Consider the following 15144-nt stretch of genomic DNA (forward strand, 5'->3'; position numbering starts at 1 on the left):
CGGAGCCGCCCGCTCGGGGGTGTCCCAGGTCTCCCGATCCAGTGCGGTGGTCATCGTCCGCTCCAGACGGGTGCGCGCTTCTGCATGAAAGCCATGACGCCCTCGACGGTGTCGGCGCTGGTGGTCAGCCGGGCCAGGGCGGCCTCGGTCGCGTCCCAGGCCGGTTCCTCGGACGGGACGATGCCGTCGACGATGCCGCGGGCGATCGTCTTGCTCGCCTGCACGGCCAGGGGCGCGCCGGTCGCGACGAGGTCGGCGAGCTCGAGCGCGGTGGTGAGGACGTCGGTCCGGGGGACGACGCGGTTGACCAGGCCCCAGCGCAGAGCGTCGGCCGCGGACATCGGCCTGCCGGTGAGCACGAGTTCCATCGCGACGGACCGCGGGATGGCCTGCACGATGCGGAACACCCCGCCGGCGCCGGCGATGAGGCCGCGGTGGACCTCGGGCAACCCGAACTCGGCGGTGTCGGCGGCGACGACGAGGTCGCTCGCGAGGGCGAGTTCGGTACCGCCGCCGAGGGCGGTGCCGTTGACCGCCGCGACGATCGGCTTGGCGATCGGGTGCCTGACGACGCCGGCGAACCCCCAGTGCGCGGTCTCGGGCGGGGTGACCCCACCCGGTCCGGCGGTCCCGAGGGCCTCGAGGTCGGCGCCGCCGCAGAACACCCGCTCTCCGGCACCGGTGAGGACGACGACGCGCACGTCCGGGTCCCTGTCGGCGCGTTCCCACGCCTCGCCGAGGCCGGTGTGCACCTCGGCGTCGATGCTGTTGGCGGCCCCGGGCCGGTTGATGGTGACGAGCAGCGTGTGGCCGCGCTGTTCGACCAGGACGACGGGCTCGGTCATGCGGGGGACTCCTCGGTGACGGGATCGGTCAGGGTGACGGTCAGGGCGCCGCCGCGGTCGACGACGTGGACGGTGCGCCCGACGATGTCCGCACCCGCGGCGAGCACCTGCGCGCCGGCGGCGTCGGTGTAGCCGGAGACTCGACGGCCGTCGGGGGTGGTGCCCACCAGGAACCCGATCGCCGGATGGCCGTCGCGTCCGTATTCCGCGGTTGCCGTATGGATCTCGACGTCACCGCTGTAGCCGACGGCGGGTTCGGGTCCGGTGGCGGGCAGTACGTGTGGCTCGGGGTCGCCGACGTACCCGCGCGTGTGCGGGGCGGCGGCGAGCACGACGGTGTGCTGGTAGGTCAGGTAGCCGCCGTTGCCGTGGACGAGGGCGATCTCGCCGTCGGTGCGCAGCCGGCGGGTGACGGCGACGAGGGAGTGCAGCGTGTAGCTGTTGAGCGGTCCGCCGAAGAAGGAGTGGCCGCCGGTGACGCTCGGGACGGTCTCGCGGGGCAGGCCGAGGTGTTCGACGAGCAGCTTCGGCACCACCGGGAAGCAGCTGTAGGCGTCGACGATGTCCAGGTCGGCCGGCCGCAGGTCGGTGCGTTCGAGGGTCCGGGCGAGGGCGTCGGCGAGTGCCGCGGACCGGCCGAGGCCGGCGCGGGCGAGGATGTCGGCCGGTTCGGTCGCGCCCGCCCCGCCCCACACGTACACGATCCGGTCCTCGGCGACGCCGAGTTCGCGGGCGGTGGCGAGCGAGGTGACGACGACGGCGGCCGCCTGGTCGACGAACGGCATCGCGTTGAGCAGCAGCGGGTACGGGGCGGTGACCATCCGGTTGCGCGGGCCCACGGTGGTGATGTCCTCGGCGGTGCGCAGATCGGGGTTCCAGGCGGCGGGGTTGCGTCCGGCGATCTCGGAGAACGCGGCGTACAGCTGCGCGGACCAGGCCAGCGATTCGTCGTGGGAGTGCCCGAGTTCGTGGCTGAGCCGGGTCTCGAACAGCGGGTAGACGCGGGTGGGGGCGAGCATCCCGGCGCGTTGCATCGCGGGGCTGCCGAGGTCGTCCGGGTCGAAGGCGGGCGGGCCGCCGGGGTCGGTGGTCCAGCCGAGTGCGGCGGGGTCGGTGCCGGCCTTCGTCGCGGCGGTGACCGAGGCCTGGCATTCGCCGCCGACGAGGAGCGCGACGCCGGTCGTGCCGGTGGCGATCTCGTGGCCGATGCGGTCGAGCAGCGCTGCCGGCCAGTGCCCCCCGAGGGGACTGGTGTGGGTGCGGGCCGCCGCGGCGCCGAGGCGTGCGGCGAGGAGCGCCGGGAGGTCGTCGTACGCCCAGCTCGCGGTCTTGACGGCGTACACGGCGTCGATGCGCCGCGCGATGCCGTCGACGCCGGTGTCGGCGAGGGCCGCCCCGGCGGCGTCGTGGATCAGGTCGAGCGGTTCGCGGGGGTCGGCGGGGGCGCCGGCGCGTCCGGAGCGCAGGTCGCCCACGCCGACGACGACGGGTGTCCGGGCAGGGTCGGTCATGTGCGGCCTCGGGGGAGTGGTCGGGGCAACGGTCACCCGCACAGTAATACGGACTGATTCAGTCTGTAAATGGTCTGGCACACTGCTCACCGTGACCGAGCCGATCGTGCGTCGCCGTGGCCGACCCCGCGATGCCGACCTCGAGGATCGCGTCTACGACGCCGTGATCGAGGTCTACTCCGAGACGAGCTGGCGCGGCTTCACGCTCGACGCGGTCGGCCGGCGCGCCCGGGTGGGACGGGCGGCGCTGTACCGCCGCTGGGCCACCAAGGACGAACTGCTCGTGCAGGCGCTCGAGGCGCGCAGCCCGCTGCCGGTGCCGATCGACACCGGGGCGTTGCGCTCGGACCTGGTCGAACTGGTCACCCAGCTGCTGCGCGGCTACCGCACCACACCTGGGCTGGTGAGCCTGCGCGTCGCGCTCGACGCGCGCGTGCACCCGGACCTGCTGGCCCACCTGACCACCACGCTCAATCGGAGCCGCCTCGTCGCGGCCCGCACCATCGTGTTGCGGGCGGTCGAACGCGGTGAGCTGCCGCCGCAGGTCTCGGTGACCCTCCTGCTCGAGATGGTCACCGGTGCGGCGCTCAGCCACGTGCTGTTCTCCCTCGCCGGACCGGCGGCGGACGACGACGCCTACGCCCGCACGCTCGTCGACGCCGCGATCCGCGCCCTGATCGCGAAACGGGAACACGATCCAGGTCCCGTGACCTAACTGCAATCCAATTGCCCGGCGAGCCGCCGGAATCGATACCCCCCAAGGGGGATCCCGGCTAGCCTGGCAGACAGGCCCTGTGGTGGGAGGCGCGAGAATGGACCTGCAGGCGATACGTGAGATCGAGCGGCTGAAGTACCGCTACGCGCGGGCGCTCGACACGAAGTCGTGGATCGAACTGGCCGACACCATGGTTCCCGAGGCCACCGCCGTCTACGGCGAACACCTGAGTTTCGAATCGCGCGACGCGTTCCTGAACTTCCTCGAGAACACCCTCGGATCCCACGTCATCACCGAACACCACTGCGGCCACCCCGAGATCGACGTCGAGGGGGACACGGCCACGGGTATCTGGTTCCTCGCCGACACGGTGGTGGTGCCCGAGGACGGGCTCGTGATGCGCGGGTCCGCCTACTACCACGACCGCTACGTGCGCGGCACGGACGGGCTCTGGCGCATCTCCCACACCGGTTACGAAAGGAACTGGGAGACAGTCACGTCCGTTGCCGACATGCCCAGTTTCCGGCTCACCTCGAACCGGTGGTCGCTGCTGCAGCAGCCGCCCCGCGCGTCCTGAACCGGCCGCGAACCCGTACCGGCCGAGAGGAGGGGACCCGTCCGATGACCGCGACCGACACCGAAGTCTTCCCCCGGGCCGGTGCGCTCCCGTACCTCATCGTGGGTCGCGCCCGCAGTGCCATCGACTGGTACCGGCAGGTGTTCGACGCGACGCTGGCGGGGGACCCCGTGGTGCTCGAGGACGGCCGGATCGGCCACGCCGAGTTGGTCTTTCCCACCGGGATGGTGTATCTGGCGGAGGAGTTCCCCGAGATGGGCCTGTCCGCGCCCGAGGCCGGCGCGACGTCGGTGAGCCTGATGCTCCCGGTCGACGACACCGACGCCGTGCTCACCAAGGCCCGCGACGCCGGCGGCACCGTCGAACGCTGGATCGCCGAGAGTCACGGTCACCGCAACGCCACGCTGCTCGATCCGTTCGGACACCGATGGCTGCTCGTCGGGCCCCTGACCGGCCGCCGGCAGGGCGCCGCCACCGGTACCGGCAGGTAGGTCCGGCGCCCCGCGCAGACACGTGCGCGATCGGGGCTCCCACATGATCGGCTGCCGGGGCAGGGGCCGGTAGGCTCCGGCGCGTGACCGACACCTTCATCCGCACCCGCGTCGCCAACGGCATCGGCGAGGTGGTGCTCGACCGGCCGGTGGCCCTCAACGCCCTCGACTCGTCGATGATCCGCGACATGTACGAGGCCCTGCTGGCATGGCGCGACGACCCGGAGATCACCGCGGTCCTGGTCACCAGCGCATCCGACCGCGCGTTCTGCGCCGGTGGCGACATCAAGTCGGTGCGGGACGCCGCCGTGGCCGGGGACACCGCCACGGTCCGGGACTACTTCGCGAACGAGTACCGGCTCGACGAACTGGTCGCCACCTACCCCAAGCCGTATCTCGCGCTCCTCGACGGAGTCACGATGGGCGGCGGGCTGGGCATCTCGGTGCACGGCGCGGTCCGTGTCGTGACGGAGAGGGCCGTGCTGGCGATGCCGGAGACGGCGATCGGCTTCATCCCCGACGTCGGCGCCAGTCATTTCCTGCCGCGGCTGCGCGGCACCACGGCCCGTTGCGACGCGGTCGGCCTGTACCTGGCGCTGACCGGCGCCCGCGTCGACGCCGGCGATGCCATCGCCGTCGGCCTCGCGACGCACTTCGTTCCCAGTCACCGGATCGACGCCCTCGCCGACCGGATCCGCGAGGGCCACTGGCAGCCGGCGCTCGACGAGTTCGCCGAGGCGGCCCCCGCGTCGGCGATCGCGGACCGGTACCCGGACATCGATGCGGTGTTCGGTGACGGCACCGTCGCCGACGTCGTCGAGCGCCTGTCCGGCAACCACGACATCGACGAGACGTGGGCCGTCACCACCCGGGCGGCGCTCGGTGCGGCATCCCCGACGAGCCTCTGGGTCACCGCGGAGCTGCTGCGCCGCGGCGCCGAGAGCCCGCTGCGCGAGTGCTTCGCGCGGGAACTCGAGGTCGCGGTCCGCATCACCGCCGAGCCGGACTTCGCCGAAGGGGTGCGCGCGGTGCTCGTCGACAAGGACCGCAACCCGTCGTGGTCGCCGCGGGGGATCGGCGACGTGGACCCGGCCGTCGTGGCGGGGCTGTTCCGGGAGTAGGCACCCCGGCCGGCCATACGCGCACGAAATGGTCAGCTGCACAGGTAATTTCGTGCGCGTTCGACCAGGGGGTGCGCGGATGCGGACGTCAGAGCGCGGTGCGCCGCGGGGCGAGCAGGTCGACGACGATCTCCTGCCCGCCCAGCACGGCGCGGATCTCCGGCTTCTCGAATCCGCCCGCGACGAGGTACTCACCGAGCAGGGTGAGCAGTTCGTCGGTCTCGACCGTCGGATCGGAGGCGTGGGGACGCTGCGCGCGGGCGGCGAGCTCGGTGTGCGCCAGTCGCGCCGCGATCCGCACGGATGCCACTCCCATCGAGTTGCGGCGCGACGCGGCGGTCGGAGTGCTGTCCGCGGCGACGCCGTTCGTGCCGGCGACGATCTCGTCGAAGCTCGGCAGCGAGAGCGGATCGCTGCCGTTGCCTCCGGCCTCGTCGGCGACGTCGTGGTCCGCCGCGTGGCTTCCCACCGCGTGCGGGGCGGACGCGCCGTTGCCGGTCAGGGTTCCCGGCAGGGGATAGACGAAGGTGCCCGCCCGCTTGGGTCCGGGCGACTCGTCCGCCGGCTCGGAACGGCCGCGCAGCGGCGTGCCGTCGGTCGGTGCGGTCGAGTCGTCGTCCATGAACGCTCCTGACATCCGCGAGCCCGGGTCGGCTCGACGGCACAGCAAACTACCAGCAACACCGGTCCCACGCACAGCCACACCGGTCCCACCCACCACAGGTGTCACTGGTCGGCGGCGGCCACCAGCGGCTCGAGGGTGAGGTCGGGCAGTTCCTTGAGGAGGTACTGCAATCGCCACTTGTCGCTGACCAGCGCCAGCAGCACACCGTCGGACCGGGTGAACACCTCGACGCCGCGCTGCCGGTTCAGTTCGTCCACCGAGGCCGCGTCGGTGCGGCGGGCCAGCGCGTAGCCCAGCGGTTCCATCCGCGGCTCGACGTTGTACTCGGCCTTCATCCGGGCCGCCACCACCTCGAACTGCATGGGACCGACGGCGGCCATCACCGGGGACGCGTCGCCGCGGATGTCGTTGCGCAGGATCTGCACCACGCCCTCGGAGTCGAGCTGATCGACGGCCTTGCGGAACTGCTTGTATTTCGAGGCGCTCTCGGCGCGCAGGATCGAGAAGTGCTCGGGCGCGAACGACGGGATCGGCGGGAACTCCACCTTCCGGTCCACGTACAGGGTGTGCCCGGGGGCGAGGGCCGTGGCGTTGACCAGCCCGACCACGTCGCCGGGGTACGCGTTCTCCACCGTGGACCGTTCCCGGCCGAACACCGTCAGCGCGTACTTGGTGGCGAACGGCTTGCCCGTCTGCGCGTGGGTGACGACCATGCCGCGCTCGAACACCCCGGACACCACCCGCATGAACGCCAGGCGGTCGCGGTGCGCGGTGTCCATCCCCGCCTGCACCTTGAACACCACGGCGCTGAACGGGTCGTCGACGTTGCGGGGAGCGTCGTTCACGTCGAGCCGGGCGCGCGGCGGCGGCGCCAGCGCGACGAGGGTGTCGAGGATCTGCCGGACGCCGAAGTTGAGCATGGCCGACGCGAAGATCACCGGCGACGTCTGTCCGGCCAGGAACAGCTCCTGGTCGTGGTCCTGACCGCTGGCCGACAGCAGTTCCGACTCCTCCACCGCCTCGGTCCACGTCCCGCCCTCCCGGTCCTCGGCCTCCGCGGGGGAGAGCCGGTCCTCGGGAGCGATCCGCGCGCCGCCGGCGGTGCGGGTGAACTTGACGTACTCGACGGGTGCCCCGTCCTCCCCGCGCCGCAGCAGGCCACGGAAGTCCCCGGCGATGCCGACGGGCCAGAACAGGGGGGTGGGAGTCAGGCCGATCCGCTCGTCGATCTCGTCGAGCAGTTCCAGCGGGGTCCGGCCGGGCCGGTCCCACTTGTTGATCACGGTGATGACCGGGATGCCCCGGTGACGGCACACCTGGAACAGCTTGAGTGTCTGCGGCTCGAGGCCCTTGGCGGCGTCGATCAGCATCACCGCCGCGTCCACGGCGGTGAGCACCCGGTAGGTGTCCTCGGAGAAGTCGGAGTGACCGGGTGTGTCGACGAGGTTGATCACGTTGACGACGTCGTCGTCGGACTCCTCGGAGCGGTAGTTGAACTGCAACGCCGTGGAGCTGACGGAGATGCCGCGGGCCTTCTCCATCTCCATCCAGTCGGACACCGTGGACTTGCGTCCGGCCTTGCCGTGCACCGCACCGGCCTCGGCGATGACCTTCGCATGCAGGGCCAGCGCCTCGGTCAGCGTGGACTTGCCGGCGTCCGGATGGGAGATCACCGCGAAGGTGCGGCGGCGACCCGCCTCCGCGAGCACTTCCTTCGACGACACGGCGGTGGTGCCGGCGTCGTTGCCGGTGGAAACGGGCGGGGTAGTCAACGCGGAAGTACCTCTCGAAGCGGATGTGCGGCTCGTCGATGCACGCGGGCGGCTCGCGCATCGCAGACAACTCGTCCATGTTACTCGGCAATCGAATGTCGATTTCCGTGAGATTCGGTCACATTCTCCGAAGAGACTTACTCCCGGGACGGATCGGGGGCACCCTGGGCAACGTCGTACCCGGTGCCCGGGGGCGAATCGACGTGAGGAGTGGTTCGTGAGCAGATTCACCGACGAGATGTACGAGACCGCGGATCGTTCCCCGCACGGTCTGGTCACCGGCGAGCCCGACGCTCCCCGGCGCCAGAGCTGGGGGCAGATTCACGAGCAGGCCCGGCGCATGGCCGGTGCCCTCGCCGCGGCCGACATCGGTCACGGCGACGCCGTGGGCATCCTCGCGGGGAATCCGGTGGACATCGCACCCGCCTGTCAGGCGGTGTGGATGCGCGGCGCCTCGGTGACGATGCTGCACCAGCCCACCCCGCGCACCGACCTGGCGCTGTGGGCACGGGACACCGAGGTCGTCATCGGCATGATCGGCGCCCGCGCGGTGGTGCTCGGCGCGCCGTTCGAGATCGCCGCGCCGCTCCTGGCCGAGCGGGGAATTCCCGTCGTCACGATCGCCGAGATGGATGCCGGCACGCCGGTCGACCCGCTGCCCACCGACGAGCAGGACATCGCGCTGCAGCAGCTGACCTCCGGGTCCACGGGCTCCCCGAAGGCCGTGCAGATCACGCACGAGAACTTCTACGTCAACGCGTACGCGATGATCGAGCGGATCAAGTTCTCCCTCGACGACGACGTGATGGTCAGCTGGCTGCCGCTGTTCCACGACATGGGGATGGTCGGCTTCCTGAGCGTGCCCATGCAGGTCGGCGCCGAGGTCGTCTCCGTGACCCCGCTCGACTTCCTGCGCTCCCCGCTGCTGTGGGCCGAGCTGATGAGCAAGTACCGCGGAACCGTGACGGCCGCACCGAACTTCGCGTACTCACTCCTGGCTCGCAAGCTCGCACAGGCGCCCGACGGCGCCGTCGACCTGTCGTCGGTGCGGTGGATGTGGAACGGTGCCGAACCGGTCGACCCGGACACCATGGAGGCCCTCGCCGCCGCCGGCGCCCGGTTCGGGCTCGATCCGGCGGCGCTCGCGCCGGTCTACGGCATGGCCGAGACCACCCTGGCGGTCTCGGTGCCGGATCCGGGACGCGGGCAGATCCTCGATCTCGTCGACCCCGACCTGCTCGAGGCCGGCGGGATGGCGGTCCCGTCGACCCGGTCCAACGCCCGGCGCCTGCCCACCCTCGGGCATCTCGTGCCCGGCCTCGAGGGCCGCGTCGTCGGGGAGGACGGGCAGGTACTGCCGCCCCGCGGCGTCGGCATCATCCAGCTGCGCGGCAAGGCCGTCACCCACGGTTACCTCACCGTCGACGGTCCGGTGCCCGCGCAGGACCCGCAGGGCTGGTTCGACACCGGCGACGTCGGCTACTTCACCGAGGACGGCCTGGTCGTGGTGTGCGGGCGCGTCAAGGACGTCATCATCATGGGTGGCCGCAACGTCTATCCCACCGACATCGAACGAGCCGCGTGCAGCGTCGACGGCGTGCGCCCCGGCAACGCCGTCGCGATCCGGCTCGATTCCGGCGAGAAGCGGGAGTCGTTCGCGGTCGCCGTCGAGACCAACCGGATCGACGACCCGGAGGAGGTGCGCCGCATCGAACGCGACGTCGTGCACGCGGTCGTCGCGGAGGTGGGGGTGCGGCCGCGCACCGTCGCGGTGCTCGGCCCGGGCAGCATCCCGAAGACGTCGTCGGGCAAGCTGCGGCGCGGCAGTTCCGTCCACCTGCTCGGCGGGTAGCGCGGGGTGTCCTTCCGGACCGCGGCCGGTCCGGAAGGGCACACGTCAATGGACCCGGTTCTGGGCGTCCTCCAGGCCGACCCGCAGCAGCAGCTCCACCGCGTCCGCGGCCTGCTCGCGGATCAGGTCGAGTTCCTTGCGTTCGGTCGACGAGAACGGTTTGAGCACGTAGTCGGCCGGGTCCATGCGGCCCGGCGGGCGGCCGATCCCGACCCGGGTACGCAGGTAGAGCTTGGTGCCGAGGGCACTCGAGATCGACCGCAGCCCGTTGTGGCCGTTCTCCCCGCCGCCGAGCTTGAGCCGGACCGTGCCGAAGTCCAGATCCAGTTCGTCGTGCACGACGACGATGTCGGCGGGCTCGACCGAGAAGAAGCGGGCGAGACCCGCGACGGGTCCGCCCGAGAGATTCATGAAGGTGCGCGGCTTGGCGATGATCACCTGCCGGCCGTCGAGGCGGGCCTGGACGATCTCGGCGTTGCTGCGCTTGTGCGCGCTGAACTTCCCGCCGACGCGGGCGGCGAGCGTGTCGGCCACCATGAAGCCGATGTTGTGGCGGGTCTTCTCGTACTGCGGGCCGGGATTGCCCAGCCCGACGACGAGTGCGGTGGCGTCGCTCACCTGGCGGTGTCCTTCCGTTGCGGCGGGTAGTGCTACGACGACGGCGCGTCACCCCGAGGGGATGACGCGCCGCTCGCCCGTGTCACGCGGAACCGGTTGGGGCTCAGGCCTCTTCGGCCTCGGCGGCCTCACCCTCCGCGGATTCGCCCTCCATCGCGGCGGCGGTCGGTGCGGCAACCACGTTCACCAGCAGCAGCTCCGGGTCGCCCTGCAGGGTCGCACCGGCGGGCAGCTGCACGTCGTTCGCGAGGATCTGGGTACCGGCCTCGACACCGTCGATGGACACCTCGACCTGCTCGGGCAGGTTCAGGGCGTCGGCCTCGAGCTGGACGGTGCTGACCTCGTTGACGACCAGGGTGCCGGAGGCGGCCTCACCGGTGACCACGAGCGGGACCTCGACGGTGACCTTCTCGCCCTTCTTCACGACGAGCAGGTCGGCGTGCTCGATGTAGTTGCGGATCGGGTGGACCACGACCGACTTGGTCAGCGCCAGCTCCTCCGAGCCGTCGACGTCGAGGGTCAGCACGGCGTTGGTGCCGTGGGCGCGCAGCACGGCCGCGAACTCGCGGGCCGGCAGCGACAGGTGCTGGGGATCGGTGCCGTGGCCGTACAGGACGGCGGGCACCTGCCCGTCGCGGCGGGCGCGGCGGGCGGCACCCTTGCCGAACTCGGTGCGGACGACGGCGGCGATACGGTTTTCCTCGGACATGCTGAAAGGCTCCTACGCATATGGCTCGAACTGGGGCGGTCTTCCCGGCGAGGGGCGACGCGCGCGGCCAGGAGCGTGGGCACGCTCGAGCGGAGCCGCAGCCGCGTCGATCACGGTGAGCCAGCGATTTCGCGGTTCACCCTCGCCGAGACAACTCGATCGACTCTACCGGATCCGCCCGAGCGGGTCGAATGCCACCCCTGCGCTCAGCCGCCCGCGGCGGCGATGCCCGCCCGCCGTCCGAAGAAACTGCCGTCGCCGAGGGAGACGCCGCTGCAGTACCCCCACGCCGACAGTCCGGCCGCCGCGCGTCCCGCCGCATACAGCCCCGGAATCGGGGCACCGTCGACGTGCAGGACCTCCGCGTGCAGGCTCGTACGCAGGCCGCCGAGCGTGAACCCGCCGGTCATGCCGCGCAGGTCGATCGCCGCGACGGGCGACCCGATCGGCTTCACCCATTCGCGCTTCTTGCCCAGCAGCGGGTCGGCGCCCCGTTCGGCGTGCAGGTTGTACACCTCCACCGTGGACTGCAGCGCCCGCTCGGGCAGACCCATCTCGGCCTCGAGTTCCGCGACGGTCTCGCACACCCACTTCGGCTGGTGGCGCAGCTGCGCCGACGACGTCGGGGCGGCGACCCCGGCCTCGTACGACTCCTCGTCGATGACGAGGAACGCCTCGTTGTCGTTCTTCAGCAGGGTCAGCTGCCCGATGCGGCCCGGGTAGGTGTCCTCGGGCACGTACCGCTGGCCGCGACCGTTGACGAGAATGCCCCGCGCGATCAGCTGGGGATCGCAGAAGAACGCCACCTCGGTGGCGTTCATGTGGGCCAGGTCGGCGCCGAGCGCCTGCGCCATCCGGATCGCGCGACCGTCGTGTTCCTCGATCGACGCGGCGGGACGACCCACCAGGTGCGGGGCGTGGGCCCGCACCATGTCGTCGTTGTAGGCGAAGCTGCCCGTGGCGAGAACGACCCCGCGGCGGGCCCGGATCGCCAGGTCGGTGCCGTACCGCTTGGCCAGCACCCCGACGACCCGGCCGGACGCGTCGGTGACGAGGGCCTGCACCCGGACGTCGTACTCGGCGCGGACCCCGAGGGCTTCGGCCTTCTCGGCGAGCGGCTTCACGAGCATGTAGCCGCCGCCCTGCTCACCGGTCCGCTTGTTGCTCATCTGCGGCACGTGGCCGCGCGGCGCGGGCCGGGCGACGGCGGCGTACGGCGCCGAGTTCTCCCCGCCGGTGTACTGCAGGCCCGCGTCGGTGGGAGGCTCCCAGCCGGGCTCGCCCCAGAATTCGTGCTTGAACGGCACACCGCAGCCGACGAGCCAGTCGAAGTGCTCGACGGAGCCCGCACAGTAGGCGGCGATCTTCTCCTCGTCCACGCCCGGTCCGAGTGCCGCGGTGAGGAACGCGCGCATGCCGTCCACCGAGTCCTCGAATCCGCAGGCTTTCTGCACGGCCGTGCCGCCGCCGAGGTAGACGAAGCCGCCCGCGAGGGCGGCGGCGCCGCCCCACCCGCCGGTGCGTTCGAGCACCAGCACGTCGGCTCCGGCGTCGGCAGCGCCGACGGCCGCGCAGACCCCGGCGATGCCGTACCCGGCGATCACGACGTCGGCCTCGAGATCCCAGGCGGAGATCCGGTCGACGGGAACAGGACGGACGGGACTGGTCTCGGTCATCGCGATCCTCTCGAAGTGGTGCGGGGATTCGCACACCTTGACCGCGTGAGCCGCCGGACGGAACCGGTCGTCCCGGTCGCCGGGACGGTCAGGACCGGGCCAGCGACCGCACGGCCGCCAGGAACCGGTCCACGTCGGCGGGGGAGACGAAGTAGTGCGGGGAGGCGCGCACCACCGACTCGAGCCGTCGCGCCGACATCTCGAGCAGCGTCGACCCGCGCCCGCTGACCGTGACCGTGATCGCCTCGGCGGCCAGCGCCTCCCGCAGCCGCGGCGGCTCCCAGCCGTCGACGGTGAACGAGACGATGCCGCTGTGCTCCTTCCCGAGGTCGCGCACGGCCACGCCCGGGATCCGGCCCAGGCCCTCGCGCAGGTGTTCGGCGCGGTAGGCGACCGCCTCGGTCACCGCGTCGACCCCGAGGTCGAGCAGGTAGTCGACGGCGGCACCGAGCCCGAGGCGGGCGGCGACGTTCGTCTCCCACAGCTCGAACCGCGTCGCGTCGTCGGCGAGGCGGTACTCGCCCGGGGCCGTCCACTGCGCGCTGTGCAGATCGAGGACGGCCGGTTCGAGCTCGGTGACCAGCCGGGGGCGGACGTACAGGAAGCCCGTGCCGCGGGGTCCGCGCAGCCACTTGCGTCCGGTCGCGGAAAGGGCGTCGACGTCGAACTCGGGCACGCTCACCGGCAGCTGCCCGACGGACTGGCACGCGTCGAGCAGCACCAGCGCGCCGACGGCGTGCGCCGCGTCGGCGACCTCCCGCACGGGGTTGACGAGCCCGCCGTTGGTGGGGGCGTGCACGACGGACACCAGTTTGACCCGCTCGTCGAGCGTGCGGGTGAGGGCGTCGACGTCGATGCGGCCGAGCGCGTCCGTCGGCATCGTCTCCACCGTCGCGCCGGTCGCCCGGGCCCGTTGCAGCGCGGAGACCGCATTGCTGGCGTATTCGGAACGGGTGAGCAGGATCCGGTCGCCCGCGCGGAGCGGCACCGGGTAGAAGAAGCTCGCCCACGCCCGGGTGGCGCTCTCGACGAGGGCGATCGACGGCGCCTCCGCGCCGATCAGCCGCGCGATCGAGGTCTTCACCGCGGCGAGGTCGTCGGCGCGTTCCGCGGCGGCGACGTACCCGCCGACCTCGGCCTCGCGTCGCAGGTGCGCGACGGTCGTCTCCAGCACCGGGGTCGGCGGCAGCGACGAGCCCGCGCTGTCGAGGAAGACCCGGTCGAAGCAGCCGGGCGTGTCGCGACGGGCGCGCTGCAGGTCGAGCATCGAGGACGCACCTCCCGTTCATGTCTTCGTGCTTGGAATGTATACGTGAGCGAATCGAAATCCCTGCAACGCCGGCTCGGCACCGGCGACGCCGTCGCCATCGGGCTCGGCGCGATGATCGGGGCGGGGGTGTTCTCGGCGTTCGCGCCGGCCGCGGCAGCCGCCGGCGCGGGCCTGCTCGTCGGCCTGGCCCTCGCCGCGGTCGTGGCGTACTGCAACGCCACCTCGTCGGCGCAGCTCGCCGCGCAGTACCCGACGTCCGGTGGCACCTACGTGTACGGGCGGGAACGGCTCGGGCCGTGGTGGGGTTTCGTGGCGGGCTGGGGCTTCGTGATCGGCAAGACCGCCAGTTGTGCGGCGATGGCCGCGACGTTCGCCTCCTACGTCGTGCCGGAACCGTGGCGGCGGCCCGTCGCCGTCGCCGCGGTCCTCGCCCTGACCGCCGTGAACTACCGCGGCATCACGCGCACGGCCCGGCTCGCCCGCATCATCGTGACCCTCGTGCTCGTGGCGCTGGCCGTCGCGATCACGGCGAGCTGGGCCGGTCCCGGGGCGCAACCCGCCGATCCGTTCGGTCCCGTCGGCGGTGCCTACGGGGTGCTGCAGGCGGCCGGCCTGCTGTTCTTCGCCTTCGCGGGCTACGCGCGGATCGCGACCCTCGGTGAGGAGGTGCGCGAGCCGCGCCGGACCATCCCGCGGGCGATCGTCGGTGCCCTCGGCTTCGTGGTGCTGCTCTACGCCGTCGTCGGCGTGACCCTGCTCGCATGCCTCGGCCCGGACCGGCTCGCGTCGAGCAGCGCGCCGCTGCTCGACGCGGTCCGCGTGGGTGGCTGGGCGTGGGCGGCGCCCGTCGTGGTCGCCGGGGCCGCGGCGGCGTCGCTGGGGGCTCTGCTCGCCCTCGTCACAGGCGTCGGCCGCACCGCGCTCGCGATGGCGCGGCAGGGTGATCTGCCCCGGCCGCTCGCCGCGGTGCATCCGCGATTCGCGGTGCCGTACCGGGCCGAACTCGCCGTCGCGGCGGCGGTGTGCGTGCTCGTCGCGACCGTCGATCTGCGCGGAGTGATCGGATTCTCATCCTTCGGTGTTCTCGTGTACTACCTCGTCGCGAATCTGGCCGCCTTCACCCAGCGGGACGAGAACCGGCGCTACCCCCGGTTCCTGCAGGTCGTCGGCGCCGTCGGATGCGTCGTCCTGGTGCTGACGCTGCCGCCGAGTGCGGTCGTGGCCGGCATCGTGGTGCTCGCGGCCGGTGTCGTCGTCCGGGCGACGCGCCGGGCCGCGGCGTGAGCGTTCAGCCGCCTCCTGTCGCCGGTTGACGTTAGGCTCGTCCGTGAGCTGGCCCACAGGCGAGGGAGGGGCGGACCG

Annotated in this window: 14 protein-coding genes; 6 read left to right on the top strand and 8 right to left on the bottom strand. The window is 72.1% G+C overall.

Going from position 1 to position 15144, the window contains the following annotated elements; translation table 11 throughout:
• Positions 1-50 precede the first annotated feature (50 nt).
• On the bottom strand, positions 51-845 hold the full coding sequence (locus LZP97_RS01590) for an enoyl-CoA hydratase-related protein (protein ID WP_017679490.1): 795 nt from the start codon (positions 843-845) through the stop codon (positions 51-53).
• Positions 842-2356 carry an acetyl-CoA acetyltransferase gene (locus LZP97_RS01595; protein ID WP_048771949.1) on the bottom strand — a complete coding sequence of 505 codons (1515 nt, stop codon included), beginning with the start codon at positions 2354-2356 and terminating at the stop codon, positions 842-844. The genes LZP97_RS01590 and LZP97_RS01595 overlap by 4 nt, the downstream gene beginning before the upstream one ends.
• Before the next feature lie 91 nt (positions 2357-2447).
• Here LZP97_RS01595 and LZP97_RS01600 point away from each other — a divergent pair, with 91 nt between their 5' ends.
• The 4 genes from LZP97_RS01600 (at position 2448) to LZP97_RS01615 (ending at position 5260) form a co-directional block, all read left to right on the top strand.
• Positions 2448-3071: a TetR/AcrR family transcriptional regulator gene (locus tag LZP97_RS01600; RefSeq protein WP_017679492.1), complete on the top strand. Its 624-nt coding sequence runs from the start codon at positions 2448-2450 to the stop codon at positions 3069-3071.
• 97 nt (positions 3072-3168) lie between these two features.
• Entirely contained in the window at positions 3169-3648 is a 480-nt protein-coding gene (locus LZP97_RS01605) for a nuclear transport factor 2 family protein (RefSeq protein WP_017679493.1), read from the top strand.
• Positions 3649-3692: 44 nt separating this feature from the next.
• Positions 3693-4139 carry a VOC family protein gene (locus LZP97_RS01610; RefSeq protein WP_017679494.1) on the top strand — a complete coding sequence of 149 codons (447 nt, stop codon included), beginning with the start codon at positions 3693-3695 and terminating at the stop codon, positions 4137-4139.
• A gap of 83 nt (positions 4140-4222) precedes the next feature.
• Positions 4223-5260, top strand: coding sequence for an enoyl-CoA hydratase/isomerase family protein (locus LZP97_RS01615; RefSeq protein ID WP_017679495.1), 1038 nt, complete (start codon positions 4223-4225; stop codon positions 5258-5260).
• An 88-nt stretch (positions 5261-5348) separates the two neighbouring features.
• On the opposite strand, the gene LZP97_RS01620 is transcribed toward LZP97_RS01615, so the two are convergent.
• Both LZP97_RS01620 and LZP97_RS01625 read right to left on the bottom strand, forming a co-directional pair.
• Complete coding sequence (locus tag LZP97_RS01620) at positions 5349-5882, bottom strand: hypothetical protein (RefSeq protein ID WP_048771946.1); 534 nt, start codon at positions 5880-5882, stop codon at positions 5349-5351.
• A gap of 104 nt (positions 5883-5986) precedes the next feature.
• Positions 5987-7657, bottom strand: a complete 1671-nt coding sequence (locus LZP97_RS01625; protein ID WP_010592964.1) for a peptide chain release factor 3 — start codon at positions 7655-7657, stop codon at positions 5987-5989.
• Positions 7658-7874: 217 nt separating this feature from the next.
• On the opposite strand from LZP97_RS01625, the gene LZP97_RS01630 reads away from it, so the two are divergent.
• Positions 7875-9509: a fatty acyl-AMP ligase gene (locus tag LZP97_RS01630; RefSeq protein ID WP_010592963.1), complete on the top strand. Its 1635-nt coding sequence runs from the start codon at positions 7875-7877 to the stop codon at positions 9507-9509.
• A 45-nt stretch (positions 9510-9554) separates the two neighbouring features.
• Here LZP97_RS01630 and pth read toward each other — a convergent pair whose 3' ends face one another.
• From pth to LZP97_RS01650, 4 genes are all read right to left on the bottom strand, one after another.
• Entirely contained in the window at positions 9555-10127 is a 573-nt protein-coding gene (pth, locus tag LZP97_RS01635) for an aminoacyl-tRNA hydrolase (protein ID WP_010592962.1), read from the bottom strand.
• 103 nt (positions 10128-10230) lie between these two features.
• The gene (locus LZP97_RS01640) at positions 10231-10836 is read right to left on the bottom strand and encodes a 50S ribosomal protein L25/general stress protein Ctc (protein ID WP_010592961.1); all 606 of its coding nucleotides are present in this window, start codon (positions 10834-10836) and stop codon (positions 10231-10233) included.
• A gap of 206 nt (positions 10837-11042) precedes the next feature.
• On the bottom strand, positions 11043-12512 hold the full coding sequence (locus LZP97_RS01645) for an FAD-dependent oxidoreductase (RefSeq protein WP_048771943.1): 1470 nt from the start codon (positions 12510-12512) through the stop codon (positions 11043-11045).
• An 88-nt stretch (positions 12513-12600) separates the two neighbouring features.
• Positions 12601-13779 carry an aminotransferase class V-fold PLP-dependent enzyme gene (locus LZP97_RS01650; protein ID WP_234574952.1) on the bottom strand — a complete coding sequence of 393 codons (1179 nt, stop codon included), beginning with the start codon at positions 13777-13779 and terminating at the stop codon, positions 12601-12603.
• A 45-nt stretch (positions 13780-13824) separates the two neighbouring features.
• Here LZP97_RS01650 and LZP97_RS01655 point away from each other — a divergent pair, with 45 nt between their 5' ends.
• Entirely contained in the window at positions 13825-15066 is a 1242-nt protein-coding gene (locus tag LZP97_RS01655; protein ID WP_064065647.1) for an APC family permease, read from the top strand.
• Positions 15067-15144: the final 78 nt, after the last annotated feature.

Origin of the sequence: Rhodococcus sp. DMF-1 (assembly GCF_021441945.1) — a bacterium.
GTDB classification, from domain to species: Bacteria; Actinomycetota; Actinomycetes; order Mycobacteriales; family Mycobacteriaceae; genus Rhodococcus; species Rhodococcus ruber.